This window comes from Acinetobacter sp. DL27, assembly GCF_055810995.1.
The window spans coordinates 777,419-802,817 of the sequence record NZ_CM147947.1 but is presented as its reverse complement, the minus strand read 5'-3'; the positions used below and the strand labels follow the sequence as shown (position 1 = coordinate 802,817).

Below are 25,399 nucleotides of genomic sequence, written 5' to 3'. Positions count from 1 at the left end.
CTTATTTCCCCACGATCTGAGTGACGATCAAGACCATTAGTAATACAAAGATACCTAATGCCATGCTTGATGCGTAATCACGCAATGAACCCGTCTGACGTGAACTTGTGAAGCTGTGACCGCCTTTTACAAGTGCAGGCAAGACTAACCACAAGCGATCAATTGGATCACGACCTAAAATCTTCGCAATAAGCAAATATGGTTTCACAAAAACGATGTCATAAAGCGCATCGAAGCCCAGTGCATTACGGCAAATGTTTGCAAGACCTGCACCCAATGACGTTTTAGCAAAGCCTTTCACTGCGCTATAAGCAAACGCAAACAAGACCACACCAATCACTAAACCAACCAATGCAATACCCACAGCGGTATATTCAGCGCTATGCATGCCATGTTCTAAAGCTTCAGGAATCACAAATGCTGGAATTTTTGCTGCATTTAAAATGCTTTCCACTGGTGCTTTAAGTGCCGCACCGACGAAAGTTGAAAGTACAGCAAGAATCGCCAAAGGACCCCAGAAGGTAATGCCTTTAATCGCATGATACGGTGTATTTTCTTTACCAAAGAACACAACCCAAATGAGACGGAATGTGTAAATCGACGTTAAGAAAGCACCTGCTACACCCACCCAGTACAATGAGTTATACACTGCGATTGATTCGCCTTGTACCCAAACTGCACCTAAGATCGCATCTTTCGAGAAGAAGCCCACGGTAATGAATGGAATCGCTGCCAATGCACCGCCACCAATGGCGAAACAAGCAAATAGGAATTTGTTCTTGTAGAATAAACCGCCCATCTTGAAGATGTTTTGTTCGTGGTGGTAAGCCAAAATCACGGCACCTGAAGACAAGAACAATAATGCCTTGAAGAATGCGTGAGTCAGCATGTGGAACAAGCCTGCTTGATAAGCTTCAGCACCTACAGCCATAAACATATAACCCAGCTGACTCATCGTTGAGTAAGCCAAAATACGTTTGATGTCGGTTTGAACCAATGCAGCAAAACCAGCCACTAACAACGTTACCGCACCTGTGATTGAGATAAACATCATCACTTCAGGTGCCATTTCAAACACGGTGTACATACGACAGCACAGGTAAACACCTGCAGTTACCATTGTTGCAGCGTGGATCAATGCAGATACAGGTGTAGGACCTGCCATTGCATCGGCCAACCATGTTTGTAATGGGATCTGTGCAGATTTACCTGCCGCACCCAAGAACAACATCAGTGCTGTCCAAATAGTTAAAGATGAACTTTGTGTCATCACTGTTGGTGCAGCTGCAACCACTTCTGCAATGTTTAAAGTACCGAACTGTTGGTAAATTAAGAACAAAGCGATCAGTAAGAAAACGTCACCGACACGTGTTACGGTAAATGCTTTAATTGCTGCAAAACCATTTGCAGGGTTTTGGTAGTAGTAACCAATCAGCAAGTAAGAGCATAGACCTACGCCTTCCCAACCCAAGAACAATAACGCTAAGTTATCGCCCAATACGAGCAGCAACATGCTGGCAACGAATAGGTTGAAATAAGAGAAGAAACGCGCGAAGTCTTCTTCACCACGCATATACCATGATGCAAAGATGTGAATCAGGAAACCCACACCTGTCACCATACCCATCATGAGCAGTGATAACCCGTCAAGATGTAAGCTAATGCCTGGACTTAGGTTACCTACATTGAACCATGTCCAAAGATGTTGAACATAAGTCACTTTGCCATTATTAACAAAGTCTAGACCAGCGATCAAAGCAACCAATGCAGAAAGGCCAACTGCCCCCACACCAATAATGGCAGCGACATTTTCAGGAAGCTTGTTACGACCTGCCGCTAAAAGGACAAAACCAATGAGCGGGAATAATACTGTTAAATATAAAAAACTCATCCGCGCATCTCACTAGCAGCATCCACATCCAAGTGATGGAAGCGATGGTAGAACTGAAGGACGATCGCAAGACCAATACAAGCCTCTGCCGCAGCAAGCGTTAAGATCAGAATAAACATGATTTGTCCGTCTGGTTGTACCCATGCACTACCAGCCAAAACAAACGCAAGTGCAGCTGCGTTCATCATGATTTCAAGGCTCATTAACATAAATAATAGATTGCGTCGCACCATCACACCGTAAAAACCCAGTGCAAAAAGAATGGTTGCAACAATCAAACCATGTTCTAAAGGGATGTTGCCCATTATTGTTTGTCCTCTTCTGCACCTGGTTCACGTTTACCAAGATGGAATGCTGCAACCAACGCAGCAAGCAATAACATGGCAGCAACTTCAACCAATAATAAATAGTGAGTAAAGAGTGCTTGGCCAACGACTTTTGGACCCACAACTTCAGTACCCATAACAGGGCCAGCCGCTGTGTAGTCAGAGCCGAGCATCCACACCAACACCAAGCCCATTAAGAAGCTCATGAGTGCTGGATATGCCCAAGCAGATGATGTTAACCATTTACGCTCTTGTTCAACGGTGTGTTGACCAAGGTTTAACATCATCACTACGAATACGAATAACACCATGATCGCGCCTGCATAGACGATGATCTCAAGTGCACCAGCAAATGGCGCACCCACGATCATAAACATGCCTGCAACTGCAAGAAGTGACACGATCAAGCTTAATAAAGCGTGTACAGGATTCGCGTTGGTCACAACACGAATCGTCGAAACGATGGCCACAAGTGCCATCAAATAAAATGGCCACATCATGGTAATAAGCTCCGTACATCAACTGGTGCGCTTTCACGCTGCGCTTGACCTTTGTCTTTTCCAGTTACAGCCATACCGGTTACACGGTAGAAGTTGTAGTCTGGGTATTTACCAGGACCTGAAATGAGTAAGTTTTCTTTCTCATATACCAAGTCTTGACGAACGTATTCACCCAACTCGAAATCTGGAGTCATTTGAATTGCAGTCGTCGGACATGCTTCTTCACACATACCGCAGAAAATACAACGTGAGAAGTTGATACGGAAAAACTCCGGATACCAACGACCATCTTCTTTTTCTGCTTTTTGTAATGAAATACAGCCAACAGGACATGCAACTGCACATAAGTTACACGCAACACAACGTTCTTCACCATCTGGGTCACGTGTTAACACGATACGACCACGGAAACGTGGTGGAACAATTTGTTCGGCTGGCACTTCTGGGTAAAGAATGGTGTCACGTTTACGTGTCACGTGTGAGAAAACCATCCACAGTGAACGTACGATTGACCCGAACCCAGCTAGAATTTTATACATTTTATTCTCCCTGCCCTTACCACAGAATCACTGCGCCAGTAACTAATAAGTTAACTAACGCTAATGGTAAGCAAATCTTCCAACCAAAGTTCATCACTTGGTCATAACGCGGACGCATAAGTGAACCACGAGCCAAGACAAACATCATCACAAAGAATGCTGTTTTGATAATGAACCAGAATACTGGTGGAATGAACGGAATATCGATGTTAAATGGCGCTAACCAACCACCGAAGAATAGCGTTACGATCAATGCAGAGATCAGAACTACGTTGACGTATTCCGCAACGAAGAACATCCCCCATTTCATACCGCCGTACTCGACGTGGTAACCTTCCGCCAATTCTTGTTCTGCTTCTGGTTGGTCAAATGGGTGACGGTGAGTTACCGCAACACCTGCAACCACGAAGATTAAGAAACCTAAGAACTGTGGAATGACAAACCATACATCTTTTTGTGCTTCTACAATTTCACGCATGTTGAATGAGCCTGCAATCGCAACCACACCCATCAATGAAATACCCAAGAACACTTCATACGAAATGGTTTGAGCTGCAGAACGTAGACCACCAAGCAATGCATATTTGTTGTTTGATGACCAACCACCAAACAATACGGCATAGACTGCAATACCTGCCATTGCCATAAAGAACAATAGACCGATGCTCATGTCTGCAACACCTAAGTATGGTGATACAGGAATAACCATGAACGACATCACCGCTGTTGCCATGGCAACAGCAGGAGCTAAACGGAAAGTCAATTTGTCAGCAAACTTTGGTGTCCAGTCTTCTTTGAACATGATTTTCAACATGTCGGCAACGATCTGGAACATCCCCCCAGGACCTACACGGTTCGGACCATAACGGTCTTGCCATAAGCCCAGTAAACGACGCTCAATAAAAGACATCAACGCAGCGATGAGTACTACAACGAGTAAAATCACAATCGCTTGAATGACTGAGTAGGCAATTGGCCAGTTCTCAGCCCAAAGCGGCGTTTGACGGATTAATTCTTGTTGCATGAATTACGCTCCTACCGCGACTGATACAGGCTCAGCAAGTGAAACCGTAGGTGCAAGACCAACTGGATAACCAATATAACCTGTAGGTAAATAATCAATCACTTGAACTGGAAGTACGATCGAAGTCTCACCTGCTTTCACAGTGATTTTTTGACCATCTTGAACATTCAAACGAGTTGCATCTTGCTCACCCACTGCAAAGACCGCTTCAGGAATACGCGATTCCATCGCAGGTGTTTTCACAGTAAATTCACCAGAAGCAAAAATGTGATGCATTGGCACTAAACGGAAGCTTTCAGGGTTTGCAACCACAACCGCTGGAGCAACGAAAGTACGTGCTGGGCGCTTCGCTAAACGATCAAATAAACGCACACCCGAATCACCACCTTTTAAGTGACCACCCACGTTATCTTGGAATTTGTTCCAAGCTTGCGGTGAGTTCCAACCTGCTGACCATGCAAATGGTACCAGTGGAGACGGCGTCTGGTTCCCGACATAACCTTCCATAGAGAATGTTAATGCCGAATCGATATCTGTCGGTTGTTTCGGTTCATGCACGTTCAATGGTGCACGCATAGAGGTACGACCAGAGTAACGACGCGGTTCACGCGCAACTTTCAAACCATGGACACGGAAGCCCGCATCTGGAGCCACATCTTGAATCGCAGCAAGTGCAGGTACGTTTTTCGCAACTGACTCTATGACATCATCAAGCAAGGTCCAAGAAATCGCTTTGCCCTTCACGCCTGTTTCAATGGCATGTAACCAGCGCCAAGATTCTTTGATCGCCAGTTCAGGTTTGTAGTAGCTCGGGTCATACACTTGGTAGAAACGTTGTGCACGGCCTTCTTGAGAGACAACCGTACCATCGCCTTCAGCAAATGACGCAGCAGAAAGTACGATATCCGCTTTCTTCACAGTTTCAGTTTCAGAGTGATCTAAAACAATCACGTCTTTACCAGAAAGTGCTGCTTCAACTTGTACCGCTGGCAAACGACGGAATAGATCATTTTCAACAATCACAACCGTGTCATAGTCTTGCGCAAATGCTTGCTCTAAGCTTTGGCCACCGAAGATTGCTAAGCCCATAGAGTTCACTTCAGGAACCGTCAAGGTTAAGCCAGCATTTCCACCAAGGTTTTGCGCAACTTGTGCAGCAGCTTCCATAATGGATGCGTCTTGTAAACTTGTACCTGAAATGATCAGTGGTTTCTTCGCCGCTTTCAGTGTATCTGCAATGTTCTGAGCAAATGCTTTCGCATCATCCGCCAGACCAAGAATTGTATCACCCTTTACAGCAGTAGCAACGGCAAAACCTAAACGAGCGATGTCGTTTGGAGAAGCAACCACTTCACCTGCAGCAACATCAGCTAAGCGTGTTTGCGTTGCAGCCAGGATGAAAATCGGTGATTTCGCATCTTGAGCAATACGTTGTAGCGGTTCTGCTAACCAGTCTTGGGTACGACGTTCCGCAGCCATTTCTTTGGCTTTGTTTTTCGCCGCTTGACGAACAGACAACGCCATACGTGGCGCAGTTTGCGTTAAGTCTTCACCCAAAATAAGCACAGCATCATAGCTTTCGATTTCACGCATACCCGGATTATATACACCTTCGGTTTGCATAATCGATGCAGCCAATTCAACCAAGTTTTGCTCTTTTTGAGACATACCTGTTGAATAGTTCTCTTGACCAACTAATTCGCGAAGCGCGAAGTTCGACTCAAGTGATGCACGTGGAGAACCAATACCCAAAACTTTTTTGCCTTGGATATTTGCAATCACGGTATCTAATGCCTGATCTACAGAAACTGTAGTTACTTCAGCACCATCACGGAACTGTGGTTGACGTGGGCGATCTGCACGGTTCACATAGCCTGTACCAAAACGACCTTTATCACACAAGAAGTATTGGTTTACTTCGCCGTTGAAACGGTTTTCGACACGACGAAGTTCGCCATAACGCTCACCCGGAGAAATATTACAACCCGAAGAACAGCCTTGGCATACGCTTGGCGCATACTGCATGTCCCACTTACGGTTATAACGTTCTGAGTGAGTTTTGTCGGTGAATACACCTGTAGGACATACTTCAGTCAAGTTACCCGAGAATTCAGACTCTAAAGTACCTGACTCAGGACGACCAAAGTAAACACGTGACGCGCTTGCATACACACCAAAGTCTGTACCACCGGCATAGTCGTTGTAGTAACGAACACAACGGTAACATGCAATACAACGGTTCATTTCGTGTGAAATGAATGAGCCTAGCTCTTGGTTGTAGTGCGTACGTTTTGTGAAACGGTAACGACGACGGTCGTGTTGAGTCATCACGGTCATATCTTGTAAATGACAGTGACCACCTTCTTCACAGACTGGGCAGTCGTGTGGGTGGTTAGTCATCAAGAACTCAACAATTGACGCACGGAAGTCTTTCGCTTCTTTGTCTTCAATCGAGATGTAGGTATTGTCAGATGCAGGTGTCATACATGACATGACTAAACGACCACGCGTATCTTCAGGATTCGCGTATTGAGTCACGGCACATTGACGGCAAGAACCGACAGAACCTAAGGATGGATGCCAACAAAAGTACGGGATATCAATACCCAAAGACAAACATGCTTGCAGCAAGTTCTCTGAGCCATTGACTTCGTACGATTTGCCATCGACATGAATTGTAGCCATAGTCGAATTCCTTAAGCTTGTTCTACGTTGCTAGTTTGCGCAGCAGCATTCACTACTTTTGCTTCAAACTCGCCACGAAAATATTTGAGTGCACCCATCAACGGTTCCATTGCACCTGGAGCATGCGCACAGAAAGTCTTACCAATCCAAAGCTTACGAGTAAGTTCTTGTAAGTGATCGATATCTTCTTTCTTACCTGTACCATCTTCCAATGCTTTCAGTGCTTTCACCGCCCACGGTAAACCATCACGACAAGGCGTACAGAAACCACATGACTCACGTGCAAAGAATTCTTCTAAGTTACGAGTCGCTGAAACCATACATTGCGTTTCATCCACCACCATCAGCAAACACGTACCTAAACGTGAACCTGCTTTCATGATGCTCTCAGCATCCATCGGTAGATCAATGTGTTCAGCAGCCAAGAAGTCTGTAGACGCACCACCCGGTAACCATGCTTTAAGCTTCAAGCCATCACGCATACCGCCCGCATAGTCTTCAATTACTTCACGCGCAGTTGTACCAAATGGAAGCTCCCAAAGACCAGGGAATTTCACCTTGCCAGATGCACCATAAATTTTTGTGCCTGGATCTTTCGACTTACCCGCAGATAAGCCGATATACCATTCAGGACCACGCAACATGATTGCCGGTAAGTTATTGTAGGTCTCTACGTTGTTAACAATGGTAGGACGACCCCAAGCACCTGCAACTTGTGGGAATGGTGGTTTCGTACGTGGGTTTGCACGGCGACCTTCAAGCGAGTTGATCAATGCAGTTTCTTCACCACAAATATAACGACCCGCACCGGTGTGCACATACAACTCGAAGTTCCAACCCGTTCCAAGGATGTTCTCACCCAAGTAACCTTTGGCACGAACTTGCTCAAGCGCTTCATTTAAGTACGCAGCTGCTTCAATGTACTCGCCACGAATAAAGATATAACCATGGGTTGCTTCTAGCGTATACGCTGCAATCAACATCCCTTCGATCAATTGGTGAGGAAGTTTTTCCATCAACAAACGGTCTTTGAAGGTCCCTGGTTCCATCTCATCGGCATTACAAATCAGGTAACGTGGACCTGAGTTGTCATTTGGCGCCATCAAAGACCATTTGATCCCTGCTGGGAAGCCCGCACCACCACGACCTTTTACAGTCGCCGCTTTAATCACTTCAAGCACATCTTTCGGTGGCATGGTGATTGCTTTTTTCAGACCCGCGTAACCTTCAAGCGCTTCGTAATCATCGGCATTACGAACGTGCTCTTGTTTACTCAAACGCCAAGTTAATGGATGCGTTTCTGGGTTACCTTCGCCATAAATTGGTTTTGGTTCGGTATTCATACATACTTCTCCAATAACTGTTTCACTGAAGAAACTTCAACCAAACCGTGAGTGTCTTCATTCACCATTAAGGTTGGGCCTTTGTCACAGTTACCTAAGCAGCAAATCGGCAGCAAAGTAAAACGACCATCCGCAGTCGTTTGACCAAACTGTATGCCTAACTCGCGCTGAAAAGCTTCTGCTAAAGTTTCCGCACCCATCAAGAAACACGCGATCGAGTCACAAAGTAAAATGACGTTACGACCCACGGGTTGACGGTAAATACGGTTGTAGAAAGTTGCAACACCTTCCAAATCAGCAACACTGATTGTCAATAACTGAGCAATGGCGTTTAGCTGCGCGTCATCTACCCAGCCATTACGGCGTTGTACACACTTCAAAGCATCCAAAGATGCTGCACGTGGGTACGGATAGTGACCAATGTGATGTTCAATTTCGTGGATTTCGTCCGCAGTCAAAATCCCTTCAACATTCACGCGTGGCTTTTTATCAGTCAAAATCATCATAATGCGTTTACCCCTTAGCGATCCACGTCAGCCATAACGACGTCAATAGTCGCTAAATAAATGATCAAGTCAGACATTAAGCTGCCGTTAATCACAGAAGGCATTTGCTGTAAATGCGTGAAGGTCGGTGTACGAATACGGGTACGGTAACTCATGGTTGACTTGTCTGAAGTCAAGTAGTAATTCGACGCACCTTTTACCACTTCCGCCATCACAGATGCTTCACCTGCAGGCATGACTGGACCCCAAGATACGCTTAAGAAGTGCGTAATCAAGGTTTCAATGTCTTGTAAAGTCTTGTCTTTTGGTGGTGGAACAGCCAATGGGTGATCTGCTTTGTACGCACCTGAAGGCATGTTGTCTAAACATTGCTTCACGATTTTGAGTGATTCTTCAATTTCACGGAAGTGAACCATCACACGTGCATAAGCATCGCCTTCGTACTCAAGTGGGATGTCGAAGTCGTAGTTTTCATAGCCACTGTACGGACGATATTTACGAACGTCGAAATCAATACCTGTTGCACGCAGACCTGTACCAGTCACGCCCCAAGCCAATGCAGATTTTGCATCATATTGAGCTACGTTACGGGTACGACCAATAAATACTGAGTTGCGTAATGCAGCTGTATAGTATTCATTCATACGCTTCGGCATCCAATCTAGGATTTCACGAATCAGATGCTGCCAGTTGTTTGGCAAGTCATGCGCTGTACCACCGATACGGAACCATGCTGGGTGCATACGGTAACCAGTGATTGCTTCAATCGCGTCATAGATTTTTTGACGATCCGCAAACATGTAGAAGACTGGTGTCATACCGCCGGCATCTTGAATCGCTGTACCGATATACAATAAGTGGTTATTGATACGGAACAATTCAGACATCATGACACGGATACATTGCGCGCGGTCAGGTACAGTAATCCCCGCCATTTGCTCCACACCCATCACATAAGGCATGTTTTGCGCACAACCACCCAAGTAGTCGACACGGTCAGTATAAGGAATGAATGAATGCCAAGTTTGACGCTCAGCCATCTTTTCCACACCACGGTGGTGATAGCCGATATCAGGCACACAGTCTTTCACTTCTTCACCGTCCAACTGCAAAATGATACGGAAAGCACCGTGCGCAGATGGGTGGTTCGGACCTAAGTTCAAGAACATGAAGTCTTCGTCGTCATTACCGCGTTTCATACCCCAATCTTCAGGTACAAAACGAAGGTGTTCCTGTTCGTAATCCTGCTTCGCTTGGTTCTGCATATACGGTGTATATTCAGTGGCACGTGCAGAGTATTCTTTACGAAGAGGGTGACCTTCCCAATAGGTTGGCAACAAAATACGACGGAGCATTGGATGCCCTTCGAAATTGATCCCGAACATATCGTAAGCTTCACGTTCGTACCAGTTGGCATTTGGCCAAATGTTGGTTGCAGTTGGAAGATTTACATCATTTTCATTCAATGCAACTTTGATACGAATATCACTATTACGCTCAAGCGATAATAAGTGATAGAACACAGTAAAGTCAGACGCAGGCAAACCGTCGCGGTGTGTACGTAAACGTTCATCTACCGCAGACAAGTCAAACAACATCACGTATGGACGTGACACTGTACGCAAGAACATTAAAACTTCTTGTACGCGCGCGCGCTCAACCCAGACTGTTGGAAAGTCTTCAAAAGTCGTTTGCACATAGAAGTTCTCGCCAAATTTGGTTTTGAGCTCTTCTACAATTGCAAATGCTGGGCGTGAATCAACTTGCGCTGACTCTGGCATAGCGTTTTCAGTTTCAGCCATTGGCTTGGCTTCCTATTTAATACAAATTCATTCAACCTAAACGACAACTACACCCAGACCGGGTGCATCAAAATAACTGTCGTTTAAATTATTTAATTTCATCCATAGAGCGTAAGTTTTTCACTGCAATACGTTCAGCATTCTTACGGTCACGTTCTGGCATCATCTTTGGCTTATACACTGGCTTAAGATCATCACCAATCACGGCAGAAAGTGGACGGCGCTCTAATTGAATTTGGTCTTGTAACAACATTAATGCTTGGATTAATGCCTCTGGGCGTGGGGGGCAACCTGGAATATAAACATCAACTGGGATGATTTTATCCACACCTTGTACAACTGAATAAATATCGTACATACCGCCAGAGTTTGCACATGCGCCCATTGAAATAACCCACTTCGGTTCCAACATTTGTTCATATAAACGTTGAATAACTGGAGCCATTTTGACGAAACATGTACCTGCAACAATCATCAAGTCAGCCTGACGAGGTGAAGCACGGATTACTTCGGCACCGAAACGCGACAAGTCATGCACGCCAGTTAAAGTCGTTGCATACTCTACGTAGCAGCAAGATGTACCAAAGTTAAACGGCCAAACTGAGTTCTTACGACCCCAGTTCACTGCTGTATGTGCCACGTCCTCTAAACGAGTCATGAACACATTTTTATTCACTTCTTCTTCAAGCGGATCCGTTACGATTTGACGCTCTTGAAGTGGATATTGATCAGCATCCGGATTCGCACGGGTTAATGTATATTTCATCCCGAGTTACTCCTTATCAGACGATTTAGCCGGTGACTTATCTTTCACACGACCAGATGATTGAGCTGGGATTTGACCTGTAGGGTCCATAACCAACTCTTCAATTGAATTAAAGCGAGTGATTTCTGCAAGATTCATATTTGGAGAACCAACTTTAGGTTTAATCCCTGCTGCTTTACGTTTGTCAGAAGGCGACCAGTTAAGCGCACCGGTAGACAACTCATAAACCAAACCAACGAGTAAAACTAAAATAAATACTGCTGCAGTGGTGAAACCCACCCAACCCACTTCACGAACCGATGTAGCCCATGCGTATAGGTAAAGTGCCTCTAAGTCGAATACGACGAAGAAGATTGCAACCAAATAGAACTTTGCTGACAGGCGGATACGTGCGCCACCAGCACCAACCACACCTGATTCAAATTGCTCTTGCTTTGCACGGCCCCATGACTTACCCCCAAGGAGTAATGGGACAGTAAGCATAAAGACGCAAAGAAATGTAACGCCGATCACGAAGGCAATAATTGCCCATTCGTATGGAGTAATGGCACTCATGCGGGGATAACTCCTGGCAGGCCTAATTTATTAACAAAGAATGCATGTATTGGCCTTCAAATACACCAAACACAAAATTAATCCCGCCAATTGTACCCGATTGCTGACGTAAGTTGCTAGCTTATAGACCTTCGTCTTTAGGATGATTTCTCTTCGTTTTTTGAGATTTTTTCGATGAAAGCCCTTTTATTTCGAAACCAATCGCTTTATCTAATAAAACACTACTATTCTATTATTTTTCCAAATTTTGACATTCAAACAAAGCCTATAAACCATTTTTCAACCTCATTCCGATAACAATCACACAATCAGCAGTTTAAAAAACTCAGCTCAACAACCGCTGCATTTTGTTTATTTAAAAAGTACAAAAGTAGATTAAGTCACTCATATTTTTTGTATTTTTTTGCAAATCACTCCAATCAATTAATGCACTTGGCTTTTTCTTGTGCTATTGATATAGACAACCAACAACAAAGAATAAGGAGCACCACATGAGTCTGGAATTCACCCATAAACCTAACTATTTTTTATTTGCCCAGTTGCTTATTCGCCATGTTGAAACTTATGTTCGTAAACACCCCGATGCCAATAATGCCATCTTTGATTTACGCGACATTTATGAACTTTTTCGCCAAGATAAAGCTTCAGCCACCACCAACCTTGATGGCATTATGAATATTGTGGATGAATATAAAATTGAAACGATTAATGGTGATCAAAAGCTCATTAGCCGTTATGGCATAGATACCCAAAATAACTCATTATTGATTGACTTTAATGCAGATGCGCTTGAAAGCCTAAAACAAGGCAAGCAGATTATTTCTCCCGATGCCAGCATCCAAGAATAAGTCAGTATAAAAAATAAAAAAGCACCGAATTTCGGTGCTTTTTTTAATGCTTAGTTTTTTGAATCTGTACTATCTTTGACACTATACTTCTTTTTAGACTTACTAAAGCGATGTGCCGGCCATGTCATGGTAAAACGTGCACCACCGAGACTTGGACTCTGATCCACTTTAACGCTACCACCAAACCAATAGGCAATTCGGCTCACAATCGACAAACCTAAACCATAGCCACCCGATGCTCGAGTCCGACTATCATCCAAACGTGCAAAGGCTTCAAAAACGCGCTCTCGCTCGTCTTCTGGAATGCCTGGCCCATCATCTTCAACACAAACATAGGCCATACCGCTGTCATTAATACCACCACTGACCAGCACTTGATGGTCACCATAACGAACCGCATTACCAACCAAGTTCTGTACCACACGGTGTAAATAACGGCGCTCAGCTTCAACCTTCAAAGTTAAAGGAGGGGCATTTAAATGAATTTCTTTCTGAGTTTTTAAGGCTTCCGTTTCAACCACCACCTGATCCAAGACTTCAAACAATACAATGTTTTCAATATCGAGTGATGGTGTGCCCTGCTCCAACTTAGCATAGGTCATGATTTCATCAATTAAGGTATTTAAAGCCTCAATGTCTTTATCAATCATATCGACTTGCTGAAGACGGTATTCATAATCATCTTCTTCAGCCAACATTTCCATACCAAAACGAATCCGAGCAACGGGCGTACGAAGCTCGTGCGATACCGCACGCATCAGCTCACGCTGTGCCTCGATGAGTCGCTGAATATGGTCTGACATGCTGTTATAGCTATTGGCTAGACTGGCCATTTCATCGGTGCCATCGACAGGCAAACGTAGGGTCATATCACCCGCTTTCATACGGTTTAACCCGTAATTGACCTCGCGAAGTTTACGCTGCATCGGTACAAGCAAACCATACACCCCTAAGCTGAGCACAAACAGGCTCAACAAGGTAATCCCTGCTGCGAGCTGAAACGGCATCCAGTTGAAAATAGGCACAGGCCCCAATACCAAAACCTTGCTCGGCGAACTTGGTAAAGGTGGAGACACAATAGAAATGGTGGTGCCACGCACAGAAGCACTATCACGATATAAGATCACGCTATGATCTAAACGCAAACGACCAATCTGCTCCGACTCTAAAGCCAGATTTTGTACTTCTTCAATCTGTACAGGATAAGAGAAATGTTTCTGTACTTTTTCCAAGTACTCTTCTTCTTGACCTGGGTAATACACCAGATAATCTAGGATAAAAATCGGGAGTGCTTTCATTTGCAACTCGCCAATCTTATCTACTTTAATATACAGTAAATGTTTCGGATCATCTTTTAGACCAATGATCAAGTACGCCACTTGCGTTTGCGCATCATAACGCACAGCCGCTTTACGCTCACTGATCCGCTTTAACTCTGCACGACTCAAATCCACCTTATCCGCAGGGATCATATTAATCGGCAGTTCAAGCAAATCTGAAGCATCTGAAATCCAGTCTGCTTTTTGCTGTGCATTGGTCTGACGGGATACACCTTCACTAATAATAAAGGAAATCCCGTCCGTCAAAGACTCGCGATATTCTTGCACTCGCTGATAGTTAATAATTTGTACAAGGAAATATCCCATGAGGGCAACAATAGCGACCAGCACCACCAGCCCAGCATAGATACGCAAGAATATACTGTGTTTGAACACTAAAAATGTCCCGTTTTAACGAATCAAATAAACGGCTTAAAGACCATTGGTTTCTTTTACAAATAAGTAGCCTTTACTACGCACCGTTTTAATACGTTTTGGATTTTCAGGATCATCACCAATTTTTGGACGAATACGCGAAATACGCACATCAATTGAACGGTCTTGACCGTCATATTCGATACCACGTAAGCGTTCGAAAATGTCTTCGCGAGAAAGGATGCGACCTGCATTTGAAGCCAACAACCACAATAAGTCATATTCAGCGCTGGTAAAGTCAACTAACTCACCATTTAAAGTCACTGAACGACCACCGTTATCGATCACCAGATCATCAAATTCGATACGCTGTGCAACTTCATCTTCAGGTGCTTTGTCAGTACGACGTAATAAAGCACGAATACGTGCAAGTAAAACACGTGGCTGAACTGGTTTTGCCACATAGTCATCTGCACCCATTTCTAGACCAAGCACTTGATCCATATCTTCGGTACGTGCAGTCAACATCAAAATCGGTTGGTGATAATGTGGACGAACTTCACGGCAAATGGTTAAACCATCTGCACCTGGAAGCATCACATCCAACACCACCATATCGGGTTGTTCTGCAATAATACGGCGAATGGCACGGTTACCATCGGGTTCTACCCCAACCTCAAGACCATTACGGATTAGGTATTCTTGAGTTAAGCGAGCTAGGCGCTCATCGTCTTCTACGATTAAAATTTTTGGTAACTTTTCTTCTTGGCTCATGGAGTGCCCCTTTATTTTGACGACTTAACGTATCCTTTAAAATCCAAGGGATACGCTCTGATATATTTTGCAATATACACACGTTTACATTGTAAACAAGATCTTGTTCACCAAACTGATACATCAAAGTAGCATTTTGTTATACATTTTTTCAGCCCCGAAATGAGCGCTTTCTCGCGTTTGCTGTATATCCAACCAAAGCAAAAGAAACGTTTCTTTACAAAATGGCGATTTTTCATACCAAGTCACTGTTTGAACAGTTTATAACTCACTCATTCGTCTGTTTTGAACTTATCCACAATGTTATCTATAAGCACTTAAACCGAGCTTTGTTATGCTATCGCCTTGTCTAATAAGGCTTAATACAAGAATCATAAAAAAGGGATCTTTTTGAGATCTTTTCGAGACCAGATCGATCAAAATATTTAATAAAATGTCAATATTGATCTACCCTGAATTTTCCCGTATCTTGTGTTCAATTAATTTTTAAACCACTAGGTCTTGTGTTTAAACCTCAAACACTGTGGCATAAAAATCGCCCAGTTCAAACGGTCCATAGACATAAAAATAGATGACAAAATGGAGCTATGCTAGCATGAGCGTATCGAATTCAACCCCTGGTCAAATTCAGGTGATTAAACGCACTGGAGATGTTGCCAGCTTTGACGCAGAAAAAATCTCTGTTGCCATTGGTAAGGCATTTTTGGCTGTTGAAGGCCAACAAAGTGCTGACTCAAGCCGCATCCACGATCGTATTTCTCAACTTACCGAGATGGTATTAAATACGTTCAGTCGCCGCCTACCTTCTGGCGGTACAATTCACATCGAAGAAATCCAAGACCAAGTTGAACTTGCGCTGATGCGTACAGGTGAACAGAAAGTTGCTCGTGCGTATGTCATCTACCGCGATCAACGTGCTGATGCACGTAAACAAGCAGGTGAAAACCATCACCCAACCTTACAAATCACTGACGCCAATGGTCAGCTTCAACCGCTTGACATGCGTAAGCTTGAAGCGACTGTAACAAAAGCTGCTGAAGGTTTAGAAGGCATCAATGTTCAAGCGATCATCGATGAAACCATTAAAAACCTTTACAACGGTGTAAAAGCGTCTGACATCGCAACCACGATGATGATGGCAACACGTACACGTATCGAACAAGAACCAAACTATACCTACGTGACAGCTCGCCTACTTCGTGATGAATTGGTCGCAACTGGTTTAACTTTCCTTGGCTTGTCTGAAGACACAGCTGAAGGCGATGCTTTAGAAACTTTCCTAAAGAAAGGTATTGAGCTAGACCTACTTTCACCAGAACTTCTCAACTTTGACCTTGCGAAATTAGCCGCAGCGATTCAACCAGAACGCTCAAACCAATTTACGTACTTAGGTCTACAAACATTATTTGACCGTTACTTCATCCACTCAGATGGCGTACGTTTCGAATTACCACAATTATTCTTCATGCGTGTTTCGATGGGTCTTTCACTCAACGAAGCAAACCGTGAAGAACGTGCAATCGAGTTCTACAACTTATTGTCGAGCTTCGATTACATGGCGTCTACGCCTACCCTGTTTAACTCAGGTACGCTACGTCCACAGTTGTCTAGCTGTTATTTAACGACCATTGATGATGACCTATATGACATTTATGGCGCTATGCGTGATAACGCAATGCTATCTAAATGGGCAGGCGGTTTAGGTAATGACTGGACGCCAGTTCGTGCCTTGAACTCATATATCAAAGGTACAAACGGTAAGTCACAAGGTGTAGTTCCATTCCTTAAAGTGGCAAACGATACTGCTGTTGCAGTTAACCAAGGTGGTAAGCGTAAAGGTGCTGTGTGTGCATACCTTGAAACTTGGCACTTGGACATCGAAGAGTTCCTAGAGCTACGTAAAAATACTGGTGATGACCGTCGCCGTACGCATGACATGAACACCGCGAACTGGGTTCCTGACTTATTTATGCAACGTGTTTTTGAAGATGCTGAATGGACACTGTTCACGCCATCTGAAACACCAGATCTACACGACTTAATGGGTGCAGAATTCGCTGAGCGTTATGCACACTATGAAGCGATTGCGAAAGAAACAAACATGTTGCACAAGAAAATCCGTGCAAAAGATTTGTGGCGCAAAATGCTGTCGATGTTGTTTGAAACAGGTCACCCGTGGATCACATTCAAAGACGTATGTAACTTACGTTCACCACAACAACACGTTGGTGTAGTTCACTCTTCTAACTTGTGTACAGAAATCACATTAAATACAAGCAAAGATGAAATTGCGGTATGTAACTTAGGTTCAATCAACCTTGTACAACACGTTCAAGGTGGTGTGTTAGACCGTGAAAAGCTTGCACGTACAGTAAAAACAGCGGTTCGTATGCTCGATAACGTGATCGACATTAACTACTATGCTGTGCCACAAGCGAAAAACTCGAATTTGAAACACCGCCCAGTGGGTATGGGTATCATGGGCTTCCAAGATGCGCTGTATGAAATGCAACTCGCTTATGGTTCTGATGCAGCAGTAGACTTTGCTGATGAATCAATGGAAGTGATCAGCTACTACGCAATTTCAACATCAAGTGATTTGGCTGTTGAACGTGGTACTTATGAGACATTCAAAGGTTCACTGTGGGATCAAGGTATCCTGCCAATTGACTCACTAGACCTTGTGGCTAAAACACGTCCTGAGCGTATGTTTGAAGTTGACCGCACTCAACGTTTGGACTGGGACACTTTACGTGCCAAAGTTCAAAAAGACGGTATGCGTAACTCAAACGTGATGGCCATTGCACCGACTGCAACCATTTCAAACATTTGTGGTGTGTCTCAGTCGATTGAGCCAACATTCCAAAACTTATATGTAAAATCGAACCTATCAGGTGAATTCACAGTGATCAACCCGTACCTAGTACGTGCGTTGAAAGACCGTGGTCTGTGGGACTCTGTGATGGTGAATGATCTGAAACACTTTGAAGGTTCAGTTCAGAAGATTTCTCGTATTCCTGAAGAGCTTAAAGCGATCTTCGCGACGGCATTTGAAGTTGAGCCACGCTGGATTGTGGATGCTGCATCACGTCGTCAAAAATGGATCGATCAAGCGCAGTCTTTAAACCTTTACATCTCTGGTGCAAACGGTAAGAAACTTGATTTGACCTATAAAATGGCTTGGTTACGTGGTCTGAAAACAACGTATTACCTTCGAGCTTTAGGTGCAACTTCTGCTGAGAAATCAACCATTAACACTGGTGCATTGAATGCAGTAAAACCTGCAACTGTAACGGCAGCGCCTGTTGCAGCAGTTGCTCAGGAAGTTAAACCAGAAGTGGTTGCTGAAGATGAAGGCTTCGGTCAAGCAGCTCCAGTGCCAATGGCGTGTTCAATTGACAATCCAGACTGTGAGGCTTGTCAGTAATCACCTCCCCTAACCCCTCCCAAAAGGAGGGGAATTACACCAAACTTATTGAGGTGTGAAAGTCCCTCTTTTAAAAGAGGGATTTAGGGAGATTAAAAAATTAAAGACAACCTAGGAAATCACCATGCTCCATATGACACATAACTATATGTTAGGTCTTGCGACCTTGGTGATTTCCTTTGTGGTTTTGTTTTATATGCCAATTGCCTACTTTTGGGTAAAAGCAAACCAAACCAAAAAGCGAAAGCAAAATAAGTCGTGAGAATCACGTTCTATGCACAGTTTTAGAACAATGATTGGCAAAACTTAATTTTGCTTTCACAAATTAAGCGTATAGTAAGACATCTCAGCACTGCTGGATGTCGATAAAAGATATAAAGCAACGTAGAGAGAATTGATATGTCTATCCTAAGTTGGGACGATTTCGAAGATGATTCGCAAAAACCGGCTGCACCTGAACACAAGTCTGCGCCCGTCGAACCGCAAAAAGCGGCTAATCCGCAGATGGTATCTGCTGCAGAGCAACCACAGAAGAATGTGGCAACTGCACAACCCGCTTCAACCCCTCGAAGCCGATCAACAAATCCAGCCGATCCGTTGGCAAGAGCATCTAACGCCTTAGAAAGCTTAGATGTTGCTCCAGGTCTAGAAGAACTAGAAATGGGTGCACAACGTGTACAAGTTGATGACAAAGCGATGATTAACTGTCGTGCGGACTTAAACCAACTTGTACCATTCAAATACGAATGGGCTTGGCAGAAATATCTAGATGGTTGTGCAAACCACTGGATGCCACAAGAAGTGAACATGAACCATGACATCGCGCTTTGGAAGTCTGAAAATGGCTTAACTGAAGACGAACGTACCATTGTTATGCGCTCTCTTGGTTTCTTCTCTACAGCAGACTCATTGGTTGCAAACAACTTGGTATTGGCGATTTACCGTCACATTACTAACCCTGAATGCCGTCAGTACATTTTGCGTCAAGCCTTTGAAGAAGCCATTCACACTCACGCTTACCAATACTGTATCGAATCTTTAGGTATGGACGAAGGCGAAGTCTTCAACATGTACCGCGAAGTTCCATCAGTTGCGCGTAAAGCAGCTTGGGGCTTGAAATATACGCAGTCTTTAAGTGATCCTACTTTCCAAACTGGTACACCTGAAAACGACCAAATTTTGCTTCGCAACTTGATCGCGTTCTACTGTGTTCTTGAAGGGATCTTCTTCTACTGTGGTTTCAGCCAAATCTTGTCGATGGGCCGTCGTAATAAAATGAATGGTGTTGCTGAGCAATTCCAATACATCTTACGTGATGAGTCGATGCACTTGAATTTTGGTATCGATATGATTAACCAAATCAAGATCGAAAACCCAAGCTTGTGGACTGCTGAATTCCAAGAAGAAATCATTCAAATGATTCTTGAAGGCACCATGCTTGAAATCGAATATGCGCGTGACACTATGCCACGTGGTGTATTGGGTATGAATGCTGCGATGATGGAAGAATACTTGAAATTCATCTGTAACCGTCGTTTAGCTCAGTTAGGTTTGCCTGAGCAGTTTGCTGGTGTGAACAACCCATTCCAGTGGATGTCTGAAATGATGGACTTGCGTAAAGAGAAGAACTTCTTCGAAACACGTGTGACAGATTATCAGACCGGCGGTGCGTTGAGTTGGTAAGGTAAAACGCGTAAGGCGACACATATGTCGTCGTCACGCGACACATAAGTTGTCATTTGCGACACATAAAATGTCATTGCGCGACACATAAGTTGTCATTGAAAAAACCGCCATTAATGGCGGTTTTTTACATTATAAATATGAAAGCTTATAAAGTAGGCCAATCATCAGGGACCAGCGCTGGTGGTTTTGTCCAAGGAGTTTCGACTAGACACTCCTGAAACCATTTATCTCTTAAGTTTGCATGCTCAGTAACTATTATTTGAAATCCTGGGACTTCTTTTTGAGTAAATTCTAACAATAATGTAAATAATAAGTTAACAGCATTAATATCAGCATCTGATTCAGTTTTTTGTACTGTTCCATCAGCTTCTTGATATGATTTTTCTGATGGAAAATAAACTTGAGTAGGTTGATCTATCATTAGGAATCTAGGAACTGGTCTATTATTTTTTGCCATAAATGAGTGCAGACCCATCAATGTTGATAAGTGATATGCTAAATAGTTTTCTCCTCCACCTGTTCTACTCATTGGAACAGGTCTATCAGGCCTATCAAAAATTATTGTAGGTACAGATAGGTCAAGTCTAATGGGAAAATCAAAAAACTCAGCTTTAAATTTAACTATATATTTTGAGATTTGAGACGAAATATTATTCATTATTGAAATAAAACGACCATTACTATCATCATTTCCGTAACTCTGCATGAGTTCTTCAATTCTTAGTTTTAATCTTTGGTTTTCTGATTCAAGCAGGACCAGATCTGTATTAGAAACTAAGTTTTCCAAAAAAAGACTTACCCTTCCAATAACACGTAGTGCTGCATTATTACGTGTTTTCGCTTTTTCCATTAACTCATTAGCTTCTATTGCTTTAGACAATTGCAATTCAATTAAGTTTATATTTTCAATAACTTCTTGTAGTTCATTTTTTAACCCAACTAAATATGCTTCCAACTTAGGCTTCTGCGCACCTACTTGATTCATTTCACGATTTAGAGACTCCAGTTCATTAAGCAATAATTTAGCGATAGGAGTATCTAACGATAAATTACTCTCACAGAATGGCCATTGCCATTCATTAGTTTCTGGATTACGAGGCAAAGCCTTTATAGATTCCAATGGCTTTGTTGCACAAAGATTTAAAAATTAAGATTTCCCATATCTACTCAAATTTAAGTGGCAACTTGGGTGTGAGGTCGGCCTAACTCTGTGAATTTATTTAATACTGCTACACGTGCATGCATCTCATTGACTTGGCTTTGAAAGTTTCTCGAACTGAGTTTATCCCCCAATAATTTGATGCAATGCATCTTAGTTTCGACCAAACTTCGCCGATGATAGCCTGACCATTTTTTCCATAGTGTCCTGCCTAAACGTTTAACTGTTCGAAGTAATTCATTTCGCTCTAGCGAGCTGATCTTTGTATCTTTCCAAGGTTTCGCATTTTTTCTTGGCGGAATCACCGCATGCGCTTGCCGATCTGCAATGACCTGACGGCATTGCTTGGTGTCATAAGCTCCATCGGTATAAACAGAGTCAATCTGATCATCTTGTGGAATCTGATCGAGTAAATCACCAAGCACTTGTGAATCACTCACATTATTTGTAGTGAGTTGAATAGCGCGTATTTGAAGGGTTTCAGCATCTATACCAATATGAAGTTTACGCCATTGGCGACGATATTCAGGTTGGTGTTTCTTACGCTTCCATTCACCTTCGCCTAGAAACTTTAAGCCAGTAGAATCGACGAGTAGCTGGAGACCATTACTGCTTTTTTGATAGTTAATTGCAATATCAATATGCTTTTGTCTTCTGCAGATGGTGGAATAGTCTGGTGCTGTCCAATCTAATCTACAAAGATGAATGAGACTTTGCACAAAGCCAGTGACCATGCGTAAAGACAATCGAAATAGGGATTTGATCATCAGACAGCATTGGATGGCTGTATCTGAATAAGTTTGATTTCGACCATGTTTACCTTTGGGTTGAGCGTACCATTGAGTCTTGGGATCGAACCAAATTGAGAGATTTCCTCGATTTATTAATGCACTGTTATAAGAAGACCAATTGGTTGTACGATAGATTTTAGGTGTGGGCTTATTCATTTGCGAATTATATTGCCGAATAAGACTTTATCGGTAGGTTTGTGCAACAAAGCCGTATAAAATCCATCTATATAATTTTCATAATTATTAGGTATGTGAAATTTTAAAAAACAAAATCAATAATAATATTTTTTATTTAAACCATATCCACCAAAAACAAATAACCCCCTATTAAAATAAAAATATTCAATTCAATTAGAAAAATTCCATATAACCATTTTTTTGCATCACCACTTATATCATTAACTTACATCAAAAAAAATAACTAAAAAAACCTATTAAATTAATTCTAAAAAAACCATAAATCAAAAAAAATCTTTAAATATATTTAACACACACATATAAATTAAAATTTTATCTAAATAAAGATATGCATATAACAGCTAGATGTATTTTTTGTTGGAACTTAACGGCTTTGTTGCACAAACCTACCGATAAAGTCTTATTCGGCAATATAATTCGCAAATGAATAAGCCCACACCTAAAATCTATCGTACAACCAATTGGTCTTCTTATAACAGTGCATTAATAAATCGAGGAAATCTCTCAATTTGGTTCGATCCCAAGACTCAATGGTACGCTCAACCCAAAGGTAAACATGGTCGAAATCAAACTTATTCAGATACAGCCATCCAATGCTGTCTGATGATCAAATCCCTATTTCGATTGTCTTTACGCATGGTCACTGGCTTTGTGCAAAGTCTCATTCATCTTTGTAGATTAGATTGGACAGCACCAGACTATTCCACCATCTGCAGAAGACAAAAGCATATTGATATTGCAATTAACTATCAAAAAAGCAGTAATGGTCTCCAGCTACTCGTCGATTCTACTGGCTTAAAGTTTCTAGGCGAAGGTGAATGGAAGCGTAAGAAACACCAACCTGAATATCGTCGCCAATGGCGTAAACTTCATATTGGTATAGATGCTGAAACCCTTCAAATACGCGCTATTCAACTCACTACAAATAATGTGAGTGATTCACAAGTGCTTGGTGATTTACTCGATCAGATTCCACAAGATGATCAGATTGACTCTGTTTATACCGATGGAGCTTATGACACCAAGCAATGCCGTCAGGTCATTGCAGATCGGCAAGCGCATGCGGTGATTCCGCCAAGAAAAAATGCGAAACCTTGGAAAGATACAAAGATCAGCTCGCTAGAGCGAAATGAATTACTTCGAACAGTTAAACGTTTAGGCAGGACACTATGGAAAAAATGGTCAGGCTATCATCGGCGAAGTTTGGTCGAAACTAAGATGCATTGCATCAAATTATTGGGGGATAAACTCAGTTCGAGAAACTTTCAAAGCCAAGTCAATGAGATGCATGCACGTGTAGCAGTATTAAATAAATTCACAGAGTTAGGCCGACCTCACACCCAAGTTGCCACTTAAATTTGAGTAGATATGGGAAATCTTAATTTTTAAATCTTTGTGCAACAAAGCCCTATGAATATCAAAGCCAATTTGAATTAATTTTTGACTCACTTTTACCCCATAAAATGATAATTATTATTTGCTATCGTTATATTAACTTAGTTATGAAATTGAAGTTGTAAAACATTGATTAAATATTAGGTATGAAACATAAAAATCCTAAAAAACCCGAGCAAAGATACTCGGGCTATAAAACTTAATTCAAGCTATTGAATTTAAATATAAATTAAAAAATATTTCGCATAACTTGTATCATGTTAAGTTTAGTAGTACTCCCAAATTGGAAAGTATTTTTGAGGTGATTTTCTCTCAATATTTAATTTAAGATGATTGATCTTCCCCACATGTACAACATATCGCATACTCACAGCTAATTACGTTCCCAGGGCATCCTTCTGTTAAACAATCATCTCTATCAACTAAATGTACATCATTACAAACGAAACAGAATAAATTATCTGAATCAGGTTTATTAGGTCTTAAAACTGCATATATAGGTTCAATTCCTTCATATTTATCACCTTCATATTTACATTGTGGGCAATAATATAAACGTTGTTTCTTATCAATTTTAAAAAATCGAGTTATCTGAGAGGGGGTTAAAAAATTGAATACAGTTAAAAATTCTTTAGCAACTAAACCAGATACATGGTCTGTATCGAAATATAAGTGAGTTTCTGGTGAATTCCCAAGAAAATCAGAACGTGTTTCAACCCAACTTTCATCATGATAAAGATATTCATGTACCTCAAGCAGAATCAAAATGACTTCTTGAGCTGACACATTCAAGTCTCTACTAACAGTATGCATTGCTTTATTTCTTTGCTTTCTAAGCCTATCAAACAATTCAGAAAATTTATCATCAAATTTCGTAGCATTAACCGTATTATAAACCTTGATTAAATCTTGAGCATCAATAGCTCTAAATTCTGAGAAGCTCACTCCCCTACCATCATTATCTTTAGGCCAATCTGAATAATTTCCAGAAATAAGCAAATATGGGCTAATTTCAACGAGCTTCCCTTTTATTGCTAATTCAACTCCTTGTTGAGCAATTATAAGTGATGTAAGAATTCTTTGACGTGCAGTTTCCCAAAAAGCTTCTTTGTCATTCTCGTCTATTTCTGAATACCGACTAGCATCATTAATCATTAATAAAAATGAAATTACTATGTCCCATGCAAAATCGAACTGAGCTTTTGCTGCAATATCAAACTCTTCGCTTGTCGGAATATCTTTGATCATTAGTTAAAAGTTTCCTTTATTAAATTTTATATGATAATTAATATCTTATTGTAATTGCTCAATAGATTTATTATTTAGTATTCAATTTTATAAAATTATTACTAATTCTAAAATCGAATTTGATATCAACGAATTTAATTAAAATGAATACTTCTATTTAACATAATGACTCTTTTAGGAAAGACCTTGTTACAGATCCTGAGTCTAAAAAATCTTTTATTGAAAAATGACACTGGTTGAGT

General features: G+C 42.1%; 21 protein-coding genes. 5 read left to right on the top strand and 16 right to left on the bottom strand.

Annotation, left to right across the window (positions count from 1 at the left end):
• Window position 1 precedes the first annotated feature (1 nt).
• The 11 genes from nuoL to AC0KVP_RS03790 all read right to left on the bottom strand — a co-directional run bounded on the left by nuoL (window position 2) and on the right by AC0KVP_RS03790 (window position 11,937).
• Window positions 2–1,891, bottom strand: coding sequence for an NADH-quinone oxidoreductase subunit L (gene nuoL / locus AC0KVP_RS03840; protein WP_094148762.1), 1,890 nt, complete (start codon window positions 1,889–1,891; stop codon window positions 2–4).
• Window positions 1,888–2,196 carry an NADH-quinone oxidoreductase subunit NuoK gene (gene nuoK / locus AC0KVP_RS03835; RefSeq protein ID WP_004695395.1) on the bottom strand — a complete coding sequence of 103 codons (309 nt, stop codon included), beginning with the start codon at window positions 2,194–2,196 and terminating at the stop codon, window positions 1,888–1,890. The genes nuoL and nuoK overlap by 4 nt, the downstream gene beginning before the upstream one ends.
• Window positions 2,196–2,714: an NADH-quinone oxidoreductase subunit J gene (gene nuoJ, locus AC0KVP_RS03830; RefSeq protein ID WP_171056751.1), complete on the bottom strand. Its 519-nt coding sequence runs from the start codon at window positions 2,712–2,714 to the stop codon at window positions 2,196–2,198. Before nuoJ ends, nuoK begins: the two co-directional genes overlap by 1 nt.
• Complete coding sequence (gene nuoI / locus AC0KVP_RS03825) at window positions 2,714–3,256, bottom strand: NADH-quinone oxidoreductase subunit NuoI (RefSeq protein WP_004651038.1); 543 nt, start codon at window positions 3,254–3,256, stop codon at window positions 2,714–2,716. The genes nuoJ and nuoI overlap by 1 nt, the downstream gene beginning before the upstream one ends.
• A gap of 16 nt (window positions 3,257–3,272) precedes the next feature.
• Window positions 3,273–4,280 (bottom strand): NADH-quinone oxidoreductase subunit NuoH, encoded by a 1,008-nt coding sequence (gene nuoH / locus AC0KVP_RS03820; protein WP_004695391.1) that lies wholly within the window; start codon window positions 4,278–4,280, stop codon window positions 3,273–3,275.
• Window positions 4,281–4,283: 3 nt separating this feature from the next.
• Entirely contained in the window at window positions 4,284–6,965 is a 2,682-nt protein-coding gene (nuoG, locus tag AC0KVP_RS03815) for an NADH-quinone oxidoreductase subunit NuoG (protein WP_473339104.1), read from the bottom strand.
• Between the two features lie 11 nt (window positions 6,966–6,976).
• Complete coding sequence (gene nuoF / locus AC0KVP_RS03810; protein ID WP_094148764.1) at window positions 6,977–8,308, bottom strand: NADH-quinone oxidoreductase subunit NuoF; 1,332 nt, start codon at window positions 8,306–8,308, stop codon at window positions 6,977–6,979.
• A complete protein-coding gene (gene nuoE, locus AC0KVP_RS03805; RefSeq protein ID WP_004982912.1) occupies window positions 8,305–8,814 on the bottom strand; it encodes an NADH-quinone oxidoreductase subunit NuoE in 510 nt (169 codons plus the stop codon). Before nuoE ends, nuoF begins: the two co-directional genes overlap by 4 nt.
• Before the next feature lie 14 nt (window positions 8,815–8,828).
• Entirely contained in the window at window positions 8,829–10,616 is a 1,788-nt protein-coding gene (gene nuoC, locus AC0KVP_RS03800) for an NADH-quinone oxidoreductase subunit C/D (protein WP_078426486.1), read from the bottom strand.
• Between the two features lie 88 nt (window positions 10,617–10,704).
• Window positions 10,705–11,382, bottom strand: a complete 678-nt coding sequence (locus AC0KVP_RS03795) for a NuoB/complex I 20 kDa subunit family protein (protein WP_004695382.1) — start codon at window positions 11,380–11,382, stop codon at window positions 10,705–10,707.
• A gap of 6 nt (window positions 11,383–11,388) precedes the next feature.
• Entirely contained in the window at window positions 11,389–11,937 is a 549-nt protein-coding gene (locus tag AC0KVP_RS03790; RefSeq protein ID WP_004695380.1) for an NADH-quinone oxidoreductase subunit A, read from the bottom strand.
• A gap of 491 nt (window positions 11,938–12,428) precedes the next feature.
• Here AC0KVP_RS03790 and AC0KVP_RS03785 point away from each other — a divergent pair, with 491 nt between their 5' ends.
• Entirely contained in the window at window positions 12,429–12,785 is a 357-nt protein-coding gene (locus AC0KVP_RS03785) for a hypothetical protein (protein WP_004695379.1), read from the top strand.
• A 50-nt stretch (window positions 12,786–12,835) separates the two neighbouring features.
• Here AC0KVP_RS03785 and bfmS read toward each other — a convergent pair whose 3' ends face one another.
• Complete coding sequence (bfmS, locus tag AC0KVP_RS03780) at window positions 12,836–14,500, bottom strand: sensor histidine kinase BfmS (protein ID WP_473339094.1); 1,665 nt, start codon at window positions 14,498–14,500, stop codon at window positions 12,836–12,838.
• Window positions 14,501–14,536: 36 nt separating this feature from the next.
• On the bottom strand, window positions 14,537–15,253 hold the full coding sequence (bfmR, locus tag AC0KVP_RS03775; protein ID WP_004695375.1) for a response regulator transcription factor BfmR: 717 nt from the start codon (window positions 15,251–15,253) through the stop codon (window positions 14,537–14,539).
• Between the two features lie 595 nt (window positions 15,254–15,848).
• Here bfmR and AC0KVP_RS03770 point away from each other — a divergent pair.
• The 3 genes from AC0KVP_RS03770 (at window position 15,849) to AC0KVP_RS03760 (ending at window position 20,363) form a co-directional block, all read left to right on the top strand.
• Window positions 15,849–18,680, top strand: coding sequence for a ribonucleoside-diphosphate reductase subunit alpha (locus AC0KVP_RS03770; protein ID WP_004695373.1), 2,832 nt, complete (start codon window positions 15,849–15,851; stop codon window positions 18,678–18,680).
• Window positions 18,681–18,804: 124 nt separating this feature from the next.
• A complete protein-coding gene (locus AC0KVP_RS03765; RefSeq protein ID WP_171428485.1) occupies window positions 18,805–18,942 on the top strand; it encodes a hypothetical protein in 138 nt (45 codons plus the stop codon).
• 137 nt (window positions 18,943–19,079) lie between these two features.
• Entirely contained in the window at window positions 19,080–20,363 is a 1,284-nt protein-coding gene (locus tag AC0KVP_RS03760; RefSeq protein ID WP_159128482.1) for a ribonucleotide-diphosphate reductase subunit beta, read from the top strand.
• 148 nt (window positions 20,364–20,511) lie between these two features.
• On the opposite strand, the gene AC0KVP_RS03755 is transcribed toward AC0KVP_RS03760, so the two are convergent.
• Both AC0KVP_RS03755 and AC0KVP_RS03750 read right to left on the bottom strand, forming a co-directional pair.
• Window positions 20,512–21,468, bottom strand: coding sequence for a DUF3732 domain-containing protein (locus AC0KVP_RS03755; protein ID WP_473339091.1), 957 nt, complete (start codon window positions 21,466–21,468; stop codon window positions 20,512–20,514).
• A 71-nt stretch (window positions 21,469–21,539) separates the two neighbouring features.
• Window positions 21,540–22,472, bottom strand: a complete 933-nt coding sequence (locus AC0KVP_RS03750; protein ID WP_473336427.1) for an IS5 family transposase — start codon at window positions 22,470–22,472, stop codon at window positions 21,540–21,542.
• 465 nt (window positions 22,473–22,937) lie between these two features.
• Here AC0KVP_RS03750 and AC0KVP_RS03745 point away from each other — a divergent pair, with 465 nt between their 5' ends.
• Window positions 22,938–23,870: an IS5 family transposase gene (locus tag AC0KVP_RS03745; protein WP_473336427.1), complete on the top strand. Its 933-nt coding sequence runs from the start codon at window positions 22,938–22,940 to the stop codon at window positions 23,868–23,870.
• A gap of 363 nt (window positions 23,871–24,233) precedes the next feature.
• Here AC0KVP_RS03745 and AC0KVP_RS03740 read toward each other — a convergent pair whose 3' ends face one another.
• Window positions 24,234–25,157, bottom strand: a complete 924-nt coding sequence (locus tag AC0KVP_RS03740) for a hypothetical protein (protein WP_317312861.1) — start codon at window positions 25,155–25,157, stop codon at window positions 24,234–24,236.
• Window positions 25,158–25,399: the final 242 nt, after the last annotated feature.